We start from the raw sequence: 20260 nt of genomic DNA, 5'->3' as shown, positions 1-20260 counted from the left end.
ACAAATCCTCAACGCTTGTAATTGTGTGGAACGAAAGGCATCGCGCATACCCGCAGCGGCAGCCGTTGTCCGCGCACGTTTGCAAAAACGAGACCGCCCGTGGCGGCATGTGAGACCGGCAAATAGCCCATCGCAATCGGCGCGTTCAGGCTCGGCCCGAAGCCGCCCGATGTCACCGCGCCAATCGGATCGACGGAGCTTGCATCAGCGAACAGCAGCGCGCCCTCGCGCACGGGGGCGCGGCCTTCCGGCCTCAGCCCGACGCGGCGGCGCGGCGCACCTTGCTCGAATTGGGGCAGAATGACATCTGCGCCGGGAAAACCGCCCGCGCGCACGCCACCGTTCCGCCGGCTTTTTTGCACGGACCATTCCAGAGCGGCCTCGACCGGCGTTGTCGTTGCGTCGATGTCGTGACCGTAAAGGCAAAGGCCGGCCTCGAGTCGCAGACTGTCGCGAGCGCCAAGTCCGACCGCCATCACGTCGGGATCGTCAAGCAATACCGAAACCACGTCCTCGACCTGAGTTGCAGGAATCGAAATTTCGAAACCGTCCTCGCCGGTGTAGCCCGAACGCGAGACCAAGCAGTCCACGGTATCGCCAGCGATTCGCACCCTCTGCGCCCCGGCATCCATGAAGCGCATCGCGGGCGCTTCAGGACATATCTTCGCCAGCACGGACGCCGCCTTCGGACCCTGCAGCGCGACCAGCGCGCGATCCGCCAGAACCTCGATGGTGCAGACTTCGGAAAGGTGCTCGCGCAGATGCGCTTCGTCGGCGGCTTTGCAGGCGCCGTTAACGACCAGGAACAAGTGGTCGCTGAGATTGACCACCATCAGGTCGTCGAGTATGCCGCCGGCCGCATTGGTGAACTGGGCATAGCGCTGCCGTCCCGATGCGACCGCCACGATATCCTGTGGCACCAGCCGCTCTAACGCCAGTGCGGCGTCCCTGACGTTGCCGGATTTCGGCCGCAGCGCGATCTGGCCCATGTGCGAGACATCGAAGAGGCCAGCTCCGGCGCGGGTATGGAGATGTTCCTTCAGCACACCGGAGGCGTACTGCACCGGCATGTCATAGCCTGCAAACGCAACCATCTTGCCGCCCTGTGCCTGGTGGAGGGCGTGCAGGGGCGTTTTTTGCAGGGTCGGCGCTTCGGAAACATGCGTCGCCATCAGGGGTCCTCGTGGTTAACAGGGAAAATTCCCTGAAAACCTGTAGAAACCCCATCTGTCGCTGTGCCTGAGAGTATTATCCCGTCGGCGGACCCCTCCGGCTAGGGCCCGGGGGTCTCTTTCCAGATGTAAACCAGTCGCGCGGTCCGTTTGCCTGAGAGTTTCCGGGGCGGTTGCTCCTTCGGCGCCGGCCTGCTTCCATGTCCGAAGCGGCCGATCTCTCCCGGCGCGACTTATAAGCAGATATGAGGAAAATACGGTTTGAACAAGGTTGTCAACGCAGTGCAGCATCTTTCAACGGATGTTATTTGGGACCCGGCCAAGCCTCTGATCCTCCTGCACACTTTCTGGACAGTCCGTCCACCCACGTCTAAAAGCGGTCGCTGGACACAATACGAGTCTAACTTGCGCGTACTCTGACCGCAAAATCGGTATCCACTTTTGCGGAATACATGCTCAGGGTCGCGAGCTTTTTTGACGCAATGGAACACAATGAGCGGCGTTAACGACATCAGGTCGGCGTTTCTGAATTACTTCGCGGCTAACGGCCACCACATCGTGCCCTCGTCCCCGCTGGTTCCGCGCAACGATCCGACGCTGATGTTCACCAATGCGGGCATGGTGCAGTTCAAGAACGTTTTCACGGGCGTCGAAAAGCGGCCCTATCAGCGCGCCACCACCTCGCAGAAATGTGTGCGCGCGGGCGGCAAGCACAACGATCTCGACAATGTCGGCTATACCGCGCGGCACCACACCTTTTTCGAGATGCTCGGCAACTTCTCATTTGGCGACTACTTCAAGGACCACGCTATCGAACTCGCATGGAAACTTGTCACCCAGGAGTTCGGACTTCCGAAGGACAGGCTTACCGCCACCGTCTACATCGACGACGACGAGGCGTTCGAGCTCTGGAAGAAGATCGCGGGCCTGCCGGAATCGCGCATCATCCGCATCAGTGGCGCTGACAATTTCTGGCAGATGGGCGACACCGGTCCGTGCGGTCCATGCTCGGAGATATTTTACGATCATGGCGACAAGATTCCCGGCGGACCTCCGGGATCGCTGGACGAAGATGGCGATCGTTTCGTCGAAATCTGGAATCTCGTGTTCATGCAATACGAGAAGCTGCCGGATGGCAGCCGCCTGAACTTGCCGAAGCCCTCGATCGATACCGGCGCGGGGCTCGAGCGCGTGGCCGCCGTGCTTCAGGGCAAGCACGACAATTACGACATCGACCTGTTTGTAGCGCTGATCCGCGCTGCGGCGGACCTGACCGGCGCCGACCCGCAAGGCCCGATGAAGGCGTCGCTACGCGTAATCGCCGATCATTTGCGCGCGTCCTCGTTCCTGATCGCCGACGGCGTGCTGCCGTCGAACGAGGGCCGCGGCTACGTGCTGCGCCGGATCATGCGGCGCGCGATGCGCCACGCCCAGTTGCTCGGCGCGCGGGAGCCGCTGATGTGGCGGCTGGTGGGTGTGCTGGTGCGCGAGATGGGCGAGGCCTATCCCGAGTTGCAGCGCGCGCGGGCGCTGATCGAGGAAACGCTTCGGCTTGAAGAGACGCGCTTCCGCAAGACGCTGGAGCGCGGGCTTTCCATTCTCGACGAAAAGAGCGTGTCGCTGAAGAAGGGCGACATGTTCGACGGCGAGACCGCGTTCACGCTGTACGACACCTATGGCTTCCCGCTTGACCTGACGCAGGATGCGTTGCGCGCGCGCGGCATCGGCGTGGACATCGCGTCGTTCACCGACGCGATGGAGCAGCAGAAAGCCAAGGCGCGGGCGTCATGGTCGGGCTCAGGCGAAGCTGCCACTGAGACGATCTGGTTCCCGTTGCGCGAAAAACTCGGCGCGACCGAATTTCTCGGCTATGAGACTGAGGTCGCGGAAGGCGTCGTCGCTGCCCTTGTGAAGGACGGCAAGGAAGCCGGCACTCTCAAGGCCGGCGAGAGCGGGGCCATCGTTCTGAATCAGACGCCTTTCTACGGCGAGTCCGGCGGTCAGGTCGGCGATACCGGTATTCTGACCGGCGACGGCGTTCGCGTCCGCATTACCGACACGCAGAAGAAAGCGGGCGATCTGTTCGTGCATCTCGGCATCGTTGAGCAGGGTACGCTCACGCCCGGCATGGCGCTGGCGCTGGAGGTCGATCGCGACCGCCGGTCCGCAATCCGCGCCAACCATTCCGCAACCCATTTGCTGCACGAAGCGCTGCGGCAGGTGCTTGGCGATCACATCGCGCAGCGTGGCTCGCTGGTCGCGTCCGATCGGCTGCGGTTCGACTTCGTTCACAACAAGCCGATCAGCGCGGACGAGCTGCGCCGGATCGAGGACATCGCTAACGATGTCGTGCTGGAGAACGGCGAGGTGACCACGCGGCTGATGGCGGTGGACGACGCGCGCGAGGCCGGCGCGCGGGCGCTGTTCGGCGAGAAGTACGGCGACGAGGTGCGCGTGGTGTCCATGGGTGGCACGGGACGGCAGGGCGCGGCGAGCAATGCGCTGGGCTGGTCGGTGGAGCTCTGCGGCGGCACCCATGTGAAGCGCACCGGCGATATCGGCCTGATCTCGGTGACCGGCGAAAGCGCGGTGGCGTCCGGCGTGCGCCGGATCGAGGCGCTGACCGGGCATCATGCGCGTCGTCACGCCAACGACGCCATCCAGCTTGCGAAAACTGCGGCCGGCGAGTTACGTACTACGCTCGAGGACATGCCGGCGCGGATCACGGCGCTGGTGGAGGAACGCAAGAAGCTCGAGCGTGAATTGTCCGAGGCGCGCAAGAAGCTTGCCATGGGCGGCGGCGGGACTGCAAATGCAACGTCGGGCGCGGCGGGCGTGCGCGATGTCGGCGGCATCAAGCTGATGGCGCGTTCGGTCGAAGGCATCGAGATCAAGGATCTCAAGAGCCTCGCGGATCAGGGCAAGAAGCAACTCGGCTCGGGCGTCGTCGCGCTGGTCGCGACCAGCGATGACGGCAAGGCCAGCGTCGTCGTCGGTGTGACACCCGATCTGGTGACCCGCTTCTCGGCGGTCGATCTGGTGCGCAAGGCGTCCGAGGTGCTCGGCGGCAAGGGCGGCGGCGGCAAGCCGGACATGGCGCAGGCCGGCGGACCCGATGGGGCAAAGGCGGGCGCAGCGCTCGACGCCATCGCCGCGGCGATGGGCGCGTAACGGGGGTCTGCGCGCGCGGGCGTTACTCCGGTCCCGTCGCTTTGGTCAGGTTGTCAGCCACCTTGTCGAGGAAGCCGGTGGTGGAGAGCCAGCGCTGGTCGGGACCGACCAGAAGCGCGAGGTCTTTCGTCATGAAGCCAGACTCGACGGTGTCGACGCAAACCTTTTCGAGCGTGGTTGCGAAATTCGCCAGCGCCTCGTTGTCGTCGAGCTTGGCGCGATGCGACAGGCCGCGCGTCCAGGCGAAGATCGAAGCGATCGAATTCGTGGAGGTCTCCTTGCCTTTCTGATGTTCGCGATAGTGCCGCGTCACGGTGCCGTGGGCGGCTTCGGCTTCGACCGTTTGGCCGTCCGGCGTCAGCAGCACCGAGGTCATCAGGCCGAGCGAGCCGTAGCCCTGCGCCACCGTGTCCGACTGCACGTCGCCATCGTAATTCTTGCAAGCCCAGACATAGCCGCCGGACCATTTCAGTGCCGAGGCCACCATATCGTCGATCAGACGATGCTCGTAGGTCAGGCCCTTGGCCTCGAAATCCTTCTTGAACTCCCGGTCGTAGATATCCTGGAAGATATCCTTGAAGCGGCCGTCATAGACCTTGAGGATGGTGTTCTTGGTCGACAGGTAGACCGGGTAGCCGCGCAGCAGGCCGTAATTGAGCGAGGCGCGCGCGAAATCGATGATGGAATGGTCGAGATTATACATTTCCATCGCGACTCCGGGGCCGGGCGTCTTGAACACCTCGCGCTCGATCACCGTGCCGTCCTCGCCGACGAACTTCATGCTCAGCGTTCCCTTGCCCGGAAACCTGATGTCGGTGGCGCGGTACTGGTCGCCATAGGCATGGCGACCGATGATGATCGGCTTGGTCCAGCCGGGGACGAGGCGGGGCACGTTCTTGCAGATGATCGGCTCGCGGAAGATCACGCCGCCCAGGATGTTGCGGATGGTGCCGTTCGGCGACTTCCACATGTGCTTGAGGCCGAATTCCTTCACCCTCGCTTCGTCGGGAGTGATGGTGGCGCACTTCACCCCGACGCCAACTTTCTTGATGGCGTCGGCCGCCTCGATCGTGATTCGATCGTCGGTCTTGTCGCGCGACTCCATCCCGAGGTCGAAATACATCAGGTCGATATCCAGGAAGGGATTGATCAGCTTGTCCTTGATGTATTGCCAGATGATCCGGGTCATCTCGTCGCCGTCGAGATCGACGACGGGATTGGTCACCTTGATTTTTGCCATGGGGGCTCGGGCCTTTTCGGGATAAAGCGCTTGAAGGGGCAGCCTGGACGGCTCGGGCTATAGCATCGCGACAGCGCAGGCGGAAGCCGGACTTGGCGGCCGGCTCTCACCTTCCGCCGGAAAATCAAGACGCTTCATAAACTCATTATTTCACTTGAGAAAAAGTTGTATAGGCGCAATCGAAGACGTGGGCCGCAGCGCCGTTGAACCAGAATCTCAGCTTGAACTGAAACACGAGGCAAGATGTCCGGCACCGACAGGACGAAAACCGGTATCGACGTCGTCGGCCCCACCGTCATTCTGGTCGAGCCGCAGCTCGGCGAGAACATCGGCATGGCGGCGCGCGCGATGGGCAATTTCGCCCTGACGCGGCTGCGCATCGTCAACCCGCGCGACGGCTGGCCCAACATCGCGGCGGAGCGCGCGGCGGCGGGCGCCGACCACATCCTCACGCGCGTCGAACTGTTCGACACCGTGGCCGAGGCGGTCGCCGACTGCACGCTGCTGTTCGCGACCACCGCGCGCGCTCACGATCAGGCCAAGCCGGTGGTGGCGCCGGAAGCGGCGGCGGTCGAGGCGACCGCGCAGATCGCGGCTGGCGGCCATGTCGGCATTCTGTTCGGCCGCGAGCGCGCCGGCCTCCTGAACGAAGAGGTGGCGATGGCCGACCGCATCATCACCTATCCGGTCAATCCGGGCTTCGCCTCGCTCAACCTGGCGCAGGCCGTGCTGCTGATGGGTTACGAATGGTTCAAGCTGGTGACGCGCGGCGAGTTGCCGTTCGCGATGCCGGAACGCTCGGAGCGGGCCTCGCAGCACCAGATGCAGGCGTTCTTCGACAATCTCGTCAGCGAGCTCGACAAGGTCGAATTCCTGCGCCCGGCCGAGAAGCGCGACACCATGCTCGTCAACCTGCGCAACATCTTCACCCGCATGGAGCCGACCAAGCAGGACATGCACACGCTGCACGGCGTGGTGATGGCGATTGCGGAAGGGCGCAAGGGACCGGCCAAGGGCGGCGTGCTCGATGGCGCGCAGGCGACACGGCTGCGCGCGTTGCTGGCCGAGCAGGGGCCGGGCGGGGCGTCCGCCGACAGCAGCAGCACGGTGCGCGGGCTGGCGCGGCTGCTCAGACGAAATCCCACCGATGCCGAGCGCATCCTGTGGCAAGCGCTGACGCGCGACCGCCGCTTCGCCGGCCAGTTCAAGCGCCAGACCCCGGTCGGTCGGCACATTCCGGATTTCGTGTCGTTCGCGCAGCGCGTCGCGATCGAACTGGTGAATGCGGATGAGAGCGACACCATCGCGCGCGACCGCGCAAGCCGCGCCGCGTGGCTGGCCGAGCGCGGCTATCGCGTGGTTGATATCAAGGCCGCGGCGGTGGAGGCGGATTTGGCGCGGGTGCTGGAGGAGTTGGCGGGGAAGATGGGGGCGGGGGAGGGTGAGAAAGTGTAGTGGCAATCAATTTCAACGGGACTGCGCACGTGGCAAATCCAAGGGCGATTGCATCAGCTCGGTATGACCGGCAGATTCCTGCCATACGAATACTATGACACCAGCGTGCAATTTACCGGAGTTGGTTCAAGGGGTGGTGAATAACAGTTATCCGCGTTACTTATCCCGGACGCGGTGCGGAGTTATTTCCCCTTTTGTCGGCGTCTTTCTTGTTCTCAGTGGCGACGACGATGTAGGAGCCACAAAGCGTGAGCGCGCTCATTGCCATTTGCATATCTGTCATTTTCTTGGCCGCCTCAGCCTGTTCTTTTGAGACTGTGGCGTAATAGGCGTCTCGGACGGCTTGCATCTTCTTTTCGACTTCCGGGCCGTCGAGATAATGCGCAACCTTATTGCGAAGCCGATTGCACTCCTCCAGAAGCTTCCAAATGGGCTCTTCAATGATGCCTGGCTTGAGTTCTTTGCAGGCGCAAATCTTTTGCGCGAAAGTTAGTTCCTCGGAGTTCTTGCCGTGGGTGTCGAGAAACTCAGCCATTGATTGCTCCACTCCGACGTGGTTCTTGAGCACGGTCAGAATCATATCATCGAGTTTTGCAACTCGTTCGGTCAGACGTTTCAGGCTTTCTTTGAGGCGAGGGTCGTCTGATTTCATGTTTGGTCCTCTATTTGATGTTTGACGTGCAATAATTAGCATGAAGACCCGAAAGGGTGATGAATTCTTCTGTAAGGTCGTATTCACGAGCACCGGTCGCGGTGTGGTTGCTCCGCTTTGCGCCTTGGCCATCGCGCGCGTCCGATGCTGGGATGGGTAATCGATACCGCAACGGCCGAAGCCTTTGGTATTATGCGCAACAAGCCCCCGCGGAGGTCGATTGCGATGACGCACTTTACGCAAAGCCAATTGCGTGCAATCGCGGATGCTCTGGGCGATACTGATCAAGGGCTAACTGGATCGGAAATCGCACACATGCTCGAATCCTGTCGGATGACTGATTCGGATCCCGCGCTGACAAAACGCCACCGGCTCTATAACGCTTTTGCGCTCAGTCAGAATACACGGCAGGATCGGTTGGCGATTCTCGCATTCATCCGCAAGACGATGAAGCCGGAGCGCTATATACGCTGCCCCGAAAAATTTGAGCCGATGCGCGCGAACCTAAACCTTGCGCTCGCATTCGTCGGGTTAGCTGTTAGCGCGTCAGGGGCCGTTGAGTCCGTGGAGCGAGCGGAAACACTCTCGGATGCAAAGCGCCGCGCGCAGGAACTGCGCGCGGACCTCAATGTTCGAGGGGCGCATCCAGATGTGCTGAAGTTTTGCCGCGAGGAGCTACTGGCCGACAATTACTTCCACGCCGTGCTCGAAGCTGTGAAGAGCGTTGCCGAGAAAATCAGGGCAAAGAACGGTCTGACCGACGATGGTGCTACTCTTGTCGACAGGGCGCTTGCCGGAAACCTGCCGATGCTCGCGATCAACGCCTTGGCAAACGACAGTCAGATTAGTGAGCAAAAAGGATTTGCCAATATGGTGCGAGGCATCTTCGGCATGTTCAGAAACCCGACGGCGCACGCGGCACGTATCACTTGGCAAATGAGCAAGGAAGACGCGGAAGATCTGTTTTCAATCGTGTCTCTCATTCATCGCCGCCTGGATAAGGCAACTATGCCGCCGCGCGTTTAGGCCGACTACGCTGACTTTTTCTCGGCACCCCTCGGCTTTAGCGCCGGGTGATCCTCCTCCACCGGCAGGTTGGCGTCGATCACGAGGTCCAGCGCTTCCTGCGGGGCGCGGTCGATATCGACGCCGCCGCGGCGCATTTCCTTCAGCGCGGCGCGGACCGCCTGATCCTGCTCGAGGATCTGCTCTCCCGTGCGTGACGGGCCAAGGAAAGCCCAGCGGCGCCTGTTACCCTGCGCCGCCAGCTTTGCCATCTTCACGATCTGGAACGCTCGCATCAGTGTGTCGAGATCGGTGTCCGGGTTGTCCTCAAGCTCGCGGACCATACGCTCGGCAATCGCAAGCAGCCGCACCGTTAGTGTGCTCAGCTTCTGCCTCGGCCCGGCGCGCCAGAGCGGCACATCGCAACTCGAGCGTGGCGCTAATGGCGGACGCGTCCAGCCATAGCTGCGCTTCCAGTGCGAAATGGTGGGTTCACAGACGCCGGTCCTCTCCCGGATTTCGGCGTAGCTCAGAGTCGTCTGCTCGAACAGGTGACGGACCGTCTTGACTGTCAAATCGTCCCACGCCCGCCGCGCGCCGGGCGGCCTGTGACTCCGCGGGATCGGCTTCGGTCCATTGGGCGGTCCCTCGGCCGGTTCGTCTGGTTTCACGCGAAGGCGGGTGAGGGCGGGCGGCGTGCGAGGCAGGATCATGATGCGGAATATAATCCTATATCGCCGCGCGAGCAAGAGGATGAGGGGTAGCGTTCCGCCGCGTGGAACTACGGCTCCATCGCGGGTGCCTGCATAAGCGGCATTCGTTGCGCAAATTCCGATCAATCGCTCGCCGTCCGCGCCGATTTCTCACGTCAAACGCTGTCCGGACCCGCCTTCGCGTTCGTGGCACGGGCATTGCAATGGATTGTCCCAGGCCCTTTCGAGTCAGATGGGAGATGATGATGAAACGATCCGACCTCACGGAAAAGATTCTCGATATCAAGCGCGAGAAGGAATGGAGCTGGTCATACATCGCAGGCGAGATCGGCGGTTATTCCGAGATCTTGATCGTCAGCTCGCTGCTCGGCCACATGAGGCTGTCCAAGCCGCAGGCGGCGATCGCCGGAAAGCTGTTCGGCCTTTCCAAGGCGGAAACCGCGATGCTCAGCGAGGTGCCTGTGCGCGGCGCCGGCGTGCCGATGCCGCCGACCGATCCCTTGATCTACCGCTTGTACGAACTGGTGATGCTCAACGGTCCGGCGCTGAAAGTGCTGATCGAGGAACAGTTTGGCGACGGCATCATGTCGGCCATCGACTTCGATCTGGAGCTTTCGCGCGTTGCCAGCCCGAAGGGCGATCGCGTCAAGATCGGCATGTGCGGCAAATTCCTGCCGTTCAAGTATGCCGCCCCTGCCGGGACTGCCACCGGGGGTAATGTGGAGCATCAGCTCGAGAAGGCGTGAGAAAGCGGCTCCGCTCGACCGGCGTGGTCATCACGAAGAAAAGCAGGGGCAACGCGTTGCGAATCGCCCCTGTGTGATCCGCGCCTGGCGCAAAGCCGGCGCGGGCAAATTTTGTTGCTAAAATGAGGGAGGCGGGAGAAGTTTACGTCCCCGCCTTCACCTGAGCTACGGCGTCCGCCAATAGCGTATCCATTTGTGCGCGGACCTGCTGTTCTGTGAGTGCGACGCCCTTGGCGGTCAAGTCGCGCATCACTTTCTGAAGCACGTCGTCGTCACCCGGCTGTTCGAAGTCGGCGGTGACGACCTCCTTGGCATACGCGCTGGCGGCGTCGCCGGTGATTCCGAGCTTCTCCGCGACCCACAGGCCCAACAATTTGTTTCGACGGGCAAAGGCCTTGAATTTGTGCTCCTCGTCGAGCGCGAACTTCTTCTCAAAACCCTCTTGACGCTTTTCGAATGAGTTCATGGCCTGGGTCCGGTTTCCGTTGTTGCCAAAACTGCCGGCCGGCCGCGTTGCCGCGACCGGTTGGAGTTCCTAAGTTACATACTAGATAGGAAAGGGCCTATCCGGGAACAACAGGCGCAAGGTCGCAGGCAGCGGGTAAAACTTCGCCTCTGACGGCCTGCATTGATTGTGCGGGGTGACTCAATCGGCTACGTTGCGGACAAGCTGGGGTTCTTGTTCTGTTTCCTGTTCTTGTTCAGGAGTCCTGGCTTTCGCGGCAGCTCCGCCACGGTCACATCAAGCGCTCGGAGCACACCAGATTCATGGATTTCAACAACACACGGTACATCCCAATGAGCCGTCGGCGTCGCATTTACGAAGGCAAGGCCAAGGTGCTTTACGAAGGACCGGAGCCGGGCACCCTGATTCAACACTTCAAGGACGACGCGACTGCGTTCAATGCCAAGAAGCATCAGGTGATCGAGGGCAAGGGCGTCCTCAACAACCGGATTTCGGAGTACCTGTTCCAGCACCTCAACGACATCGGGGTGCCGACGCATTTCATCCGCCGTCTCAACATGCGCGAACAATTGATCCGCGAGGTCGAGATCGTGCCGCTGGAAGTCGTGATCCGCAACGTTGCGGCGGGTTCGCTGTCGCAGCGGCTCGGCATCGAGGAAGGCACCCAGCTGCCGCGCTCCATCATCGAGTTCTATTACAAGAACGACCAGCTCAACGACCCCATGGTGTCGGAGGAGCACGTCACGGCGTTCGGCTGGGCGACGCCGCAGGAGATCGACGACATCATGGCGCTGGCGATCCGCGTCAACGACTTCCTCACCGGGCTGTTTCTCGGCATCGGCATCCGGCTGGTCGATTTCAAGATGGAATGCGGCCGGTTGTTCGAAAACGAAATGATGCGAATCGTCGTCGCCGATGAAATATCCCCCGACTCGTGCCGGCTGTGGGATATCAAGTCGAACGAGAAGCTCGACAAGGACCGCTTCCGTCGCGACCTTGGCGGGCTCCTGGAGGCCTACACCGAAGTTGCGAAACGGCTCGGCATTCTGATGGAGAACGACCGGCCGGTCGGTGCCGGTCCGGTGCTGGTGAAGGGATAGTTTTCGCTGCCTCCTGAAGACGGACAAAGATAGAAGCTGGATATGAAGGCACGCGTCACCGTCACGTTGAAAACCGGCGTTCTCGATCCGCAGGGCAAGGCCATCGAGGGCGCGCTGAAATCGCTGGGCATCGAGGGGATCGCCAGCGTGCGTCAGGGCAAGGTGTTCGATATCGAACTCGCCGGCGACAAGACGAAGGCGGAAGCCGCGCTCAAGGCTGCCGCCGACAAGCTGCTGGCGAACACCGTCATCGAGAACTATCGCGTCGAGGTTCTGGGCTAGGCTAGGCGACGCACGACATGAAATCCGCCGTCCTCGTCTTTCCCGGCATCAATCGCGAGCGCGACATGGCGCGCGCGTTGCGGCTCGTATCCGGGCGCGAACCCGCGATGGTGTGGCACGCGGAAACCTCTCTTCCCGAGGGCACCGATCTCGTCGTGGCGCCGGGCGGTTTTTCCTACGGCGACTATCTTCGCTGCGGCGCCATCGCTGCGCGCTCGCCGGTCATGAACGCAGTGCGCGCCTTCGCGTCAGATGGCGGTCTTGTGCTCGGGGTTTGCAACGGTTTTCAGATTCTGTGCGAGTCCGGGCTTTTGCCGGGAATCCTGATGCGCAACGCGCGGCTGAAGTTCATCTGCCATGACGTGCATGTTCGAGTCGAACGCTCGGACACGCCGTTCACGCGCGGCTACAATGCGGGGCAGGTGATCCGCGTCCCCGTCGCCCATGGCGAGGGCAACTACGCCGCCGACGAGGACACCATTCGCCGCCTCGAGGGTGAGGGTCGCGTTCTCTATCGTTATTGCTCGCCGTCAGGCGAGGTCGGCGATACGCATAATATCAACGGCGCGGCACAGTCGATTGCCGGCATCATCAACGAGCGCGGCAACGTTCTCGGCATGATGCCGCATCCGGAAAATCACGTCGAAGACATTATGGGCTGCACCGACGGGCGCGGCCTGTTCGCCGGACTCGTCGCGCATCTGGGGCGGGCGGCGTAGCATCGTGGATGCAGTCCGCTGACATGCCGCCCCTTGTGTCTCTCCTGAGAGAGCCATGTGTTTGATGATTGCGGTGCCGTCAGCTAGGCATATTCAGAATGGATCGTACAGACATCGGCTTGAGCGCTGATCCGCTCTCCCGGTGGCTATGTGAGTGTCTGGGGCTTCTGCCGACGAACAACGTCCGTCTGCTCTGGAGAGGACGATGAAGTCATGATCAAGGCGCGTGATTTCGATGTTCTTTCGCCTGAATTTCACGCGAATCCTTTTCCGACGCTTGACCGAATGCGAGCCGAAGGTCCGATTGTTCGTATTAGGTTGCCGATCATCGGCTACACATATCTGGCCGTCACGCACGATGCCTGCGCCGCGCTGTTGAAGGATCATGTGAACTTCGCGCGCGATCCCGCCAATGCGGGGAGCAGAACACAACTGCGAATACTGAGGTTCCTTCCAAAGACGATCGGCCTTCTCGCACAAAACATGCTCGGTCAGGACGATCCTGAACACCGCCGCCTGCGCAGCCTCGTCGACCAAGCGTTCGCGCGGCGCACGATAGAGGCGATGAGGCCGATGATTTCCGAGATCGCTGATCGCATTCTCGACAGATTGAAGGGGAGGACAGAGGTCGACCTCATGTCCGAGTTTTGCCGGGACCTGCCGCTCTCGGTCATTTGCGCGATGCTCGGCCTTCCGGATCAAGATCACGATCGATTCAAGAGCTGGCTGGGCGGGTTAAAGAACACCGCCAGTATTGGCGCGGTCATCCGCGCCATTCCCGGCGTGATCAGAGTTGTCCGCTACCTGCGCCGTAGTTCGAGATCGGGAGGTGGCGCGCTGTCCGGCGGACTGATCGCAGAGCTTCGCGATGCCGAAATCGCTGGCCAGACCCTCAGCGAGGACGAACTGGTATCAATGATTTTTCTGCTGTTCGGCGCCGGACAGGAAACCACGACCCATTTGATTTCAGGCGGGCTCTTCGCCTTGTTGTCCCACGAGGATCAACTCAATCAGATCCGCCGTGATGCGGGCCTGATGCCGACTTGCGTAGAAGAGTGCCTGCGCTACGTATCGCCGGTCCAGATGACAAAACCGCGCTTCGTGACTCGCGAACTCGCTTGGCAGGGCCGGCAATTCCGTCGCGGCGACATGATTGCCGGATTCGTCGCGGCCGCGAATTGCGACCCTGCCAGATTCGAGCACCCTCATCGTTTCGACATCACGCGGCACCCGAACCCACACCTTTCATTCGGCACGGGCGTACATTTTTGCCTTGGCTTCCAACTTGCTCGGGCGGAGGCGGCCATCGCGTTCGAACGCATTCTCGCGCGCTTTCCAGACATGCATCTGGCTGCGCAGGCGAGGAGTATCGAGTGGCACAAGCGCCTCGGCATACGGGGGCTGACGCAACTGCCGGTACGGCTCGTAGCGTAATAATGCAGGTTAGCAAGACGGCATTCCGGCCTCGGCTCCACGCAACCCATGGAAAGCGTGGAATCGGCCGGTAAAAGACCTTTTCCCGCGCACCCGATCTCCTTATTAAGGAGGTAAATCGTGTCAGGACCCATGATCAACAACGAACCCCAGATCACCCCCGAACTCGTCGCGTCGCACGGCCTCAAGCCGGATGAATACGAGCGCATTTTGAAACTGATCGGCCGAACGCCGACCTTCACCGAGCTCGGCATCTTTTCGGCGATGTGGAACGAGCACTGCTCGTACAAATCCTCGCGCATCCATCTGCGCGGACTGCCGACGAAAGCGCCGTGGGTGATCCAGGGGCCGGGCGAGAACGCCGGCGTCATCGACATCGGCGACGGGCAGGCGGTGGTGTTCAAGATGGAGAGCCACAACCATCCGAGCTACATCGAGCCTTATCAAGGCGCGACCACCGGCGTCGGCGGTATCTTGCGCGACGTCTTCACCATGGGCGCGCGACCCATTGCCTGCCTCAACGCGCTGAGCTTCGGCGATCCGTCGCATCCCAAGACGCGGCATCTGGTATCGGGCGTCGTTGCCGGGGTTGGCGGCTATGGCAACTCGTTCGGGGTACCGACGGTCGGCGGACAGGTGCGCTTCCACACCCGCTATGACGGCAACATCCTCGTCAACGCCATGGCGGTCGGGCTCGCCGATGCCGACAAGATCTTCTATGCGGCGGCGTCGGGCGTGAACATGCCGATTGTTTATCTCGGTTCCAAGACCGGCCGCGACGGCATCCACGGCGCCACCATGGCGTCGGCCGAATTCGACGACGACAGCGAGGAGAAGCGTCCGACCGTTCAGGTCGGCGATCCCTTCGCCGAAAAGCTGCTGCTGGAAGCCTGTCTCGAAATCATGGATGCGGGGTGCGTCATCGCGATCCAGGACATGGGAGCGGCGGGGCTGACGTGTTCGGCCGTGGAAATGGGAGCCAAGGGCGATCTCGGAGTCGATCTCGATCTCGATAGCGTGCCGACGCGCGAGCAGGGCATGAGCGCCTACGAGATGATGCTCTCGGAATCGCAAGAGCGCATGCTCATGGTTCTGAAGCCCGAGAAGGAAAAGCAGGCGGAGGCAATCTTCAGAAAGTGGGGACTCGACTTCGCTATCGTCGGCTCCACCACGCCAAGCAAGCGCTTCGTCGTCAAGCACGGCGGCGATGTGATGGCCGACCTGCCGATCAAGGAGCTTGAGTCGGAAGCGCCGCTGTACAACCGGCCGCATGTGCCGTCGCCGCAGTTGCCCGTCATTCAGGCGCGCGACGTTGCACCGCCTTTGCCCGTCGTCGATGCGCTGGAAAAACTGATTGCCTCTCCGGAGCTGTGTTCGAAGCGCTGGGTGTGGGAGCAGTACGATCATGTCATCGGTGGTAACACCGTGCAGCGGCCCGGTGGCGATGCGGCGGTGGTGCGCGTCGAGGAAGGACCGAAGGGGCTTGCGCTTACTGTCGATGTGACCCCGCGCTATTGCGAGGCCGATCCATTCGAAGGCGGCAAGCAGGCGGTCGCGGAAGCCTGGCGCAACATCACAGCGGTCGGCGGTCGGCCGCTGGCGATCACCGACAACCTCAACTTTGGCAATCCGGAACGGCCTGAGAATATGGGCCAGTTCGTCGGCTGCCTGAAGGGCATCGCCGATGCCTGCCGTATGCTCGACTTTCCCGTCGTGTCCGGCAACGTCTCGCTCTACAACGAGACAAACGGCCGTGGCATTCTACCGACGCCCTCGATAGGCGGCGTCGGTTTGCTCGATGACTTCACGAAGTCAGCCTCGCTTGCCTTCAAGGCGGAGGGACATCCGATCCTGCTGATCGGTGATACACAAGGCTGGCTCGGTCAGTCGGTTTACTTGCGCGATATCTGTGGACGCGAGGAGGGAGCGCCGCCGCCGGTCGACCTCGCCGCGGAAAAGCGCAATGGCGATGTTGTGCGCGGCATGATTCACGCGGGAACGGCAACGGCCGTTCATGACGTTTCCGATGGCGGACTTCTCGTCGCGCTGGCGGAAATGGCGATGGCGAGTGGCATCGGCGCTGCACTCGACGCGGCGGCGGCCGCGATCGTGCCGCACGCCTGGTGGTTCGGCGAAGATCAGGCGCGCTATATCGTGACCGTTCACGAGCAGGACCTCTTGAGCGTTTTCACCAAGCTCAAGGCGGTGGAGGTGCCTTGCATTCAGATCGGGCTGACCGGTGGTCACGAGATCGCGATTGCCGGCGAGCGCGCCGTCCACATCAAGACCTTGCAGCACGGCTTTGAAAGCTGGCTGCCGGACTACATGGCGACGAAAAGCTGACGTCCGGCTAGAGGACACGCCTGTGCCGGAAATTTAGTGCAGCGCGGCCCTCGTCACCCAACTCAGTGCGAATGTGCCAACGCACTCAGTGCGAATGTGCCAACGGCTGCTGAAGCGGGCGTACGGCAGTTCTGTGCTGAGGACACAATGCAGCGTACGATCGCAACGATGGTGGGTCTAACCATAGCTTCCGGTTGGCGCACAAGCTATCATCCCGATGACTTCACCATCGTTGTCGAACATCTCAAGCCAGGGGCATCGCGCCGCTCAGTACCCATAATTCGGGCAAACCCAGCTGCCGTAGGCGTTGTAGCCGCAGCCGCTGCGGTAGTAGGCTCCCGTCGCAGCTGCGCCGACCGCCGCCGCGCCCACTGCCGCGGCACCGACACCGTAGCCGCGATAGCCATATCCACGATAGCCGTAGTGCCCGCCGCGCACAGCAACCGCGCCGCCCCGGTATCCCCGACCTGCAACCGCGCCGCCGCGATGCACGGCACCGCCGCGGTGCATGCCGCCGCCGTGGAAACCTCCGGCGTGCATACCGCCGCCACGACGGGCGAATGCGTCATTGGGGAAGGTCGTAACCAGCAGCATGGCTACGGCTGCCGAAGCGATGAGAAATTGACGCAACATTTGCGTACTCCTTCTTCGAGAGAGGAAAGCCGCGGACGCCTGCGCATCGCGCCGAACCGCGGATTCTCTCCGAAGCCTCGCGCGCGAGAGCTTCGCGCCCTTGACCTACATCAAACCTCGCGGTTCCCATCTGCGTGAACGAACTATTCCATCTCCTCCGACGCCGCACGCTTCCGGCTCTTGACTTGATCCAATCGCTGGCGGACGGCCCGATGCGGCCTGGGTTCGGCGTCATCATGACCGGGTGATCGGGGCCGGGTATCTTCCGGCCATTTTCTTGCGGTTGGCAAATATAGGACTGATCGTTGTGACGGGGATCGGGCGACCGCGTTAAGTTGAGCAGACGTCACGGCGATTCCGGTGCATGATCCGGGCTAGTGTCCCGATTCCGAAGTTCGCATGTCTCCGCGGCAACCTTTGATGCGAATTTCGGAATCAAAGGGACACTAGTAACTCTATGATTCTAGTGTGTTTTGGTTCAGAAATTCGCTTGACTGACCCTCAGGAAAATAAAGCGAACGTTTGAACCACCCCACGAGCCGGATTTAGGAGGCACTTTGATGCCGATGGAAGCGCGGGAAATCGAATCGATGATCAAAAAGGCGATTCCGGACGCCCAGGTGACGATCCAGGACCTTGCCGGTGACGGCAACCATTACTCGGCGACCGTGATATCGGAGTCGTTCCGCGGCAAGTCTCGCGTGCAGCAGCATCAGATCGTCTATCAATCGCTAAAGGGCCAGATGGGTGGCGTGCTGCACGCATTGGCTTTGCAGACCGGTGTGCCGGAGTAGTTCCGCCTCAGCTAATCAGCGCGTGAACCGAAAACATTCGCTCCGGGTCGGTCCACGCCGCTATCGGCGTCCAACCAGAGCCCTTCGCCAAGGCGTTGAAACGGTCGGTGCTATACTTGTAGCTGCTTTCGGTGTGGATACTTTCGCCGGTGCGAAAGAAGAAGCTGCGGCCATGCAAGCGGGCCGTCTGCGGCTTTTTGCTCACGAGATACATCTCGATCCGGTGTTGATCCCGATTGTAAATCGCGCGATGGGCGAAGGCGGACAGGTCGAAATTGCCGCCGAGTTCGCGGTTGACGCGCGCCAGGATGTTCAGGTTGAAGCGCGCGGTGACGCCGGCGGCATCGTTATAGGCATCGTACAGCGTCCGTTCGTTCTTCTCGAGATCGACGCCGATCAGCATGTACGCGCCCTCACCCAGGATATTGCGAGCCCCCCGCAGGAAGCGGCAGGCTTCGTGAGGCTCGAAGTTGCCAAGGGTCGAGCCGGGGAAGAATCCGACTTTCGGCATGGCCGCGACTTGATCGGGTAGAATGAATGGCGCGGTAAAGTCGGCCGTCACCGGATAGATTTTCAGATGTGGAAAGTCTTTTCGCAAGCCGCGAGCCTGTGCGTTGAGAAAGTCACCCGAAATGTCCACCGGCACATAGGCGGCAAATTCACACGCGGCCAGCAGCAGCCGCGCTTTGGTGGGAGCGCCGGCCCCGAACTCCACCAGCGCCGCATGTGTGGGAATGATCGAAGCAATTTCGGCGGACCGATCACGCAGAATACCGAGCTCTGTGCGTGTAGGATAATATTCGGGAAGCCGCGTGATCTGTTCGAATAGTTCGGAGCCTACTGCATCGTAAAAATACTTTGGCGGGAGTTGTTTCGGATGGTGAGACAATCCTGTGATCGCATCACTCGCGAATTCCCGCGTGCTTTCGTTGGATCCAGGCGCCCCGGCCAAAGCGGCAGCATGCAGATTCATGGCATTCTCCCTGCGCAATGCAACGCATTTGAGTTGGCAGCGATCAAACGCCGTAGTCCGCCAGGCGCAGACCGGTGAATTGCCAACGGTGGTGCGGGTAAAAGAAGTTCCGGTAGCTGACGCGGCTGTGCCGCTCCGGCGTCGCCAGCGATGAGCCGCGGAGAACGAGCTGGTTGACCATGAACTTGCCGTTGTATTCTCCGAGCGCGTCTTGGCTGGCGCGATATCCGGGATAGGGCGAGTATGCGCTTCGCGTCCATTGCCAGACCATGCCGAACGCATCGTCGAGCTGTTCAGCTCGGGCCGCGACTTCCCATTCCATCTCGGTTGGCAAATGCTTGCCGCTCCAGCGCGCGAAGGCATCGGCCTCGTAATAACTGACGTGGCAGACCGGCGCATTGGCATCGATCGGCCGCAAGCCGCCAAGCGTCATGACCTGCCAACCATCGGCCGTCTTCCGCCAGTAGCCCGGGGCTTCCCAAGCCTCGCCGGTCGCCGCAGCGAAGCCGTCCATCAACCACAAGCTGGCGGTGCGATAGCCGCCGTCGTCCATGAAAGCGAGCCAGTCGGCATTGGTGACGAGACCGCGCGCGAGCTTTACCGGGCCGACCAAAACGCGGTGTGCGGGCTTCTCGTTGTCGAAATGAAAGTTATCGCCCTGATGTCCGATCGTGTGGATGCCCTCAATCAGTCTTGTCCATCCGCTGCCGGCGTGTGGAGCAGGGGATGTCCATAACGTATCGTAAGCCGGCGCCATCGGATTCTGGGCAAATGCGTGCAGGATATCCGTCAGCATCAGCTCCTGATGCTGCTGTTCGTGGTTAAGGCCGGCTTCGATCAGCGGAATCAGTCCGGCCAGCATTTTGTCGCTGGTATCGTGAAAGAATTTGACGACCGCGGCGTCGACGTGCCGGCGATAGGCGGTGATTTCTTCCGCGCCGGGACGGGTCAGATGGCCGCGCTGGGCGCGGGCATGACGCGGACCCACGCCGACGTAATACGAATTGAACAGGAAGGCGTAATCCGGATGAAATGGAATGTAGCCGGGACTGTGCTCCCCGAGCAGGAACTGTTCCCAGAACCAGGTCGTATGGGCACGGTGCCATTTCGTCGGACTGGCGTCCGGCATTGATTGCACCATCTGGTCTTCCGGCGTCAGCGGCTCCGCACGCCGCTCCGTTTCGCTCCGGATGGCGAGAAATGCATCCGTCAGGCGGCCGGCCAATGTCCGTGAACCGGAAAATAGCGGGTTCGGGGCGGCCATTGCGGCTGCGGCAGACGCAGGGTTCGTCACGGAAATCTCCGGTTTGGGAAAGAACGTTGCTCCGGACATTGGGTTCCGTGGAACAATCCGTTCGCAGG

At 61.5% G+C, this 20260-nt stretch carries 18 protein-coding genes and 1 riboswitch; of the genes, 10 read left to right on the top strand and 8 right to left on the bottom strand.

Going from position 1 to position 20260, the window contains the following annotated elements; translation table 11 throughout:
• Positions 1-8: 8 nt before the first annotated feature.
• Positions 9-1172: a glycine cleavage system aminomethyltransferase GcvT gene (gene gcvT / locus GGQ85_RS15095; RefSeq protein WP_309775183.1), complete on the bottom strand. Its 1164-nt coding sequence runs from the start codon at positions 1170-1172 to the stop codon at positions 9-11.
• A 132-nt stretch (positions 1173-1304) separates the two neighbouring features.
• Positions 1305-1409, bottom strand: a riboswitch (glycine riboswitch).
• 255 nt (positions 1410-1664) lie between these two features.
• Here gcvT and alaS point away from each other — a divergent pair.
• Complete coding sequence (gene alaS / locus GGQ85_RS15090) at positions 1665-4343, top strand: alanine--tRNA ligase (RefSeq protein ID WP_309775182.1); 2679 nt, start codon at positions 1665-1667, stop codon at positions 4341-4343.
• A gap of 22 nt (positions 4344-4365) precedes the next feature.
• On the opposite strand, the gene GGQ85_RS15085 is transcribed toward alaS, so the two are convergent.
• Complete coding sequence (locus tag GGQ85_RS15085; protein WP_309775181.1) at positions 4366-5583, bottom strand: NADP-dependent isocitrate dehydrogenase; 1218 nt, start codon at positions 5581-5583, stop codon at positions 4366-4368.
• A 243-nt stretch (positions 5584-5826) separates the two neighbouring features.
• On the opposite strand from GGQ85_RS15085, the gene GGQ85_RS15080 reads away from it, so the two are divergent.
• Positions 5827-7038 (top strand): TrmJ/YjtD family RNA methyltransferase, encoded by a 1212-nt coding sequence (locus GGQ85_RS15080; RefSeq protein ID WP_309775180.1) that lies wholly within the window; start codon positions 5827-5829, stop codon positions 7036-7038.
• A 160-nt stretch (positions 7039-7198) separates the two neighbouring features.
• Here the strand turns inward: GGQ85_RS15080 and GGQ85_RS15075 are convergent, their stop codons facing one another.
• Positions 7199-7822 (bottom strand): hypothetical protein, encoded by a 624-nt coding sequence (locus GGQ85_RS15075; protein ID WP_309775179.1) that lies wholly within the window; start codon positions 7820-7822, stop codon positions 7199-7201.
• A 315-nt stretch (positions 7823-8137) separates the two neighbouring features.
• Between GGQ85_RS15075 and GGQ85_RS15070 the strand changes: the two genes are divergently transcribed.
• Positions 8138-8716, top strand: a complete 579-nt coding sequence (locus GGQ85_RS15070) for a TIGR02391 family protein (protein WP_309775178.1) — start codon at positions 8138-8140, stop codon at positions 8714-8716.
• A 5-nt stretch (positions 8717-8721) separates the two neighbouring features.
• Here GGQ85_RS15070 and GGQ85_RS15065 read toward each other — a convergent pair whose 3' ends face one another.
• Positions 8722-9408, bottom strand: coding sequence for a hypothetical protein (locus GGQ85_RS15065; RefSeq protein ID WP_309775177.1), 687 nt, complete (start codon positions 9406-9408; stop codon positions 8722-8724).
• A gap of 245 nt (positions 9409-9653) precedes the next feature.
• On the opposite strand from GGQ85_RS15065, the gene cynS reads away from it, so the two are divergent.
• Positions 9654-10154 carry a cyanase gene (cynS, locus tag GGQ85_RS15060; protein ID WP_309775176.1) on the top strand — a complete coding sequence of 167 codons (501 nt, stop codon included), beginning with the start codon at positions 9654-9656 and terminating at the stop codon, positions 10152-10154.
• A 142-nt stretch (positions 10155-10296) separates the two neighbouring features.
• Here cynS and GGQ85_RS15055 read toward each other — a convergent pair whose 3' ends face one another.
• On the bottom strand, positions 10297-10620 hold the full coding sequence (locus tag GGQ85_RS15055; protein WP_309775174.1) for a DUF1476 domain-containing protein: 324 nt from the start codon (positions 10618-10620) through the stop codon (positions 10297-10299).
• A gap of 332 nt (positions 10621-10952) precedes the next feature.
• On the opposite strand from GGQ85_RS15055, the gene purC reads away from it, so the two are divergent.
• The 5 genes from purC to purL all read left to right on the top strand — a co-directional run bounded on the left by purC (position 10953) and on the right by purL (position 16498).
• Positions 10953-11720, top strand: coding sequence for a phosphoribosylaminoimidazolesuccinocarboxamide synthase (gene purC / locus GGQ85_RS15050; protein ID WP_173815946.1), 768 nt, complete (start codon positions 10953-10955; stop codon positions 11718-11720).
• 42 nt (positions 11721-11762) lie between these two features.
• Positions 11763-12002, top strand: coding sequence for a phosphoribosylformylglycinamidine synthase subunit PurS (purS, locus tag GGQ85_RS15045; RefSeq protein WP_079446443.1), 240 nt, complete (start codon positions 11763-11765; stop codon positions 12000-12002).
• 17 nt (positions 12003-12019) lie between these two features.
• A complete protein-coding gene (purQ, locus tag GGQ85_RS15040; protein WP_309775172.1) occupies positions 12020-12721 on the top strand; it encodes a phosphoribosylformylglycinamidine synthase subunit PurQ in 702 nt (233 codons plus the stop codon).
• A gap of 213 nt (positions 12722-12934) precedes the next feature.
• Positions 12935-14155 carry a cytochrome P450 family protein gene (locus tag GGQ85_RS15035; protein WP_079446445.1) on the top strand — a complete coding sequence of 407 codons (1221 nt, stop codon included), beginning with the start codon at positions 12935-12937 and terminating at the stop codon, positions 14153-14155.
• A gap of 132 nt (positions 14156-14287) precedes the next feature.
• Positions 14288-16498: a phosphoribosylformylglycinamidine synthase subunit PurL gene (purL, locus tag GGQ85_RS15030; protein WP_309775203.1), complete on the top strand. Its 2211-nt coding sequence runs from the start codon at positions 14288-14290 to the stop codon at positions 16496-16498.
• Between the two features lie 267 nt (positions 16499-16765).
• On the opposite strand, the gene GGQ85_RS15025 is transcribed toward purL, so the two are convergent.
• Positions 16766-17131: a hypothetical protein gene (locus GGQ85_RS15025; RefSeq protein ID WP_079446447.1), complete on the bottom strand. Its 366-nt coding sequence runs from the start codon at positions 17129-17131 to the stop codon at positions 16766-16768.
• A 560-nt stretch (positions 17132-17691) separates the two neighbouring features.
• On the opposite strand from GGQ85_RS15025, the gene GGQ85_RS15020 reads away from it, so the two are divergent.
• On the top strand, positions 17692-17925 hold the full coding sequence (locus GGQ85_RS15020) for a BolA family protein (protein WP_079446448.1): 234 nt from the start codon (positions 17692-17694) through the stop codon (positions 17923-17925).
• A 7-nt stretch (positions 17926-17932) separates the two neighbouring features.
• On the opposite strand, the gene egtD is transcribed toward GGQ85_RS15020, so the two are convergent.
• Both egtD and egtB read right to left on the bottom strand, forming a co-directional pair.
• Positions 17933-18898: an L-histidine N(alpha)-methyltransferase gene (egtD, locus tag GGQ85_RS15015; protein WP_309775170.1), complete on the bottom strand. Its 966-nt coding sequence runs from the start codon at positions 18896-18898 to the stop codon at positions 17933-17935.
• Positions 18899-18941: 43 nt separating this feature from the next.
• Positions 18942-20192 (bottom strand): ergothioneine biosynthesis protein EgtB, encoded by a 1251-nt coding sequence (gene egtB, locus GGQ85_RS15010; protein WP_374708900.1) that lies wholly within the window; start codon positions 20190-20192, stop codon positions 18942-18944.
• Positions 20193-20260 lie beyond the last annotated feature (68 nt).

Source organism: Nitrobacter vulgaris (assembly GCF_031453995.1).
Lineage (GTDB): Bacteria > Pseudomonadota > Alphaproteobacteria > Rhizobiales > Xanthobacteraceae > Nitrobacter > Nitrobacter vulgaris.
This window is presented reverse-complemented; position numbering and strand designations above follow the sequence as displayed.

What these genes read in the sequence shown, in the direction of transcription:
- gcvT (WP_309775183.1), bottom strand. Translation starts at nt 1,172, where the DNA reads ATGGCGACGCATGTTTCCGAAGCGCCGACCCTGCAAAAAACGCCCCTG.
- alaS (WP_309775182.1), top strand. Translation starts at nt 1,665, where the DNA reads ATGAGCGGCGTTAACGACATCAGGTCGGCGTTTCTGAATTACTTCGCG.
- GGQ85_RS15085 (WP_309775181.1), bottom strand. Translation starts at nt 5,583, where the DNA reads ATGGCAAAAATCAAGGTGACCAATCCCGTCGTCGATCTCGACGGCGAC.
- GGQ85_RS15080 (WP_309775180.1), top strand. Translation starts at nt 5,827, where the DNA reads ATGTCCGGCACCGACAGGACGAAAACCGGTATCGACGTCGTCGGCCCC.
- GGQ85_RS15075 (WP_309775179.1), bottom strand. Translation starts at nt 7,822, where the DNA reads ATGGCCAAGGCGCAAAGCGGAGCAACCACACCGCGACCGGTGCTCGTG.
- GGQ85_RS15070 (WP_309775178.1), top strand. Translation starts at nt 8,138, where the DNA reads ATGAAGCCGGAGCGCTATATACGCTGCCCCGAAAAATTTGAGCCGATG.
- GGQ85_RS15065 (WP_309775177.1), bottom strand. Translation starts at nt 9,408, where the DNA reads ATGATCCTGCCTCGCACGCCGCCCGCCCTCACCCGCCTTCGCGTGAAA.
- cynS (WP_309775176.1), top strand. Translation starts at nt 9,654, where the DNA reads ATGAAACGATCCGACCTCACGGAAAAGATTCTCGATATCAAGCGCGAG.
- GGQ85_RS15055 (WP_309775174.1), bottom strand. Translation starts at nt 10,620, where the DNA reads ATGAACTCATTCGAAAAGCGTCAAGAGGGTTTTGAGAAGAAGTTCGCG.
- purC (WP_173815946.1), top strand. Translation starts at nt 10,953, where the DNA reads ATGAGCCGTCGGCGTCGCATTTACGAAGGCAAGGCCAAGGTGCTTTAC.
- purS (WP_079446443.1), top strand. Translation starts at nt 11,763, where the DNA reads ATGAAGGCACGCGTCACCGTCACGTTGAAAACCGGCGTTCTCGATCCG.
- purQ (WP_309775172.1), top strand. Translation starts at nt 12,020, where the DNA reads ATGAAATCCGCCGTCCTCGTCTTTCCCGGCATCAATCGCGAGCGCGAC.
- GGQ85_RS15035 (WP_079446445.1), top strand. Translation starts at nt 12,935, where the DNA reads ATGATCAAGGCGCGTGATTTCGATGTTCTTTCGCCTGAATTTCACGCG.
- purL (WP_309775203.1), top strand. Translation starts at nt 14,288, where the DNA reads ATGATCAACAACGAACCCCAGATCACCCCCGAACTCGTCGCGTCGCAC.
- GGQ85_RS15025 (WP_079446447.1), bottom strand. Translation starts at nt 17,131, where the DNA reads ATGTTGCGTCAATTTCTCATCGCTTCGGCAGCCGTAGCCATGCTGCTG.
- GGQ85_RS15020 (WP_079446448.1), top strand. Translation starts at nt 17,692, where the DNA reads ATGCCGATGGAAGCGCGGGAAATCGAATCGATGATCAAAAAGGCGATT.
- egtD (WP_309775170.1), bottom strand. Translation starts at nt 18,898, where the DNA reads ATGAATCTGCATGCTGCCGCTTTGGCCGGGGCGCCTGGATCCAACGAA.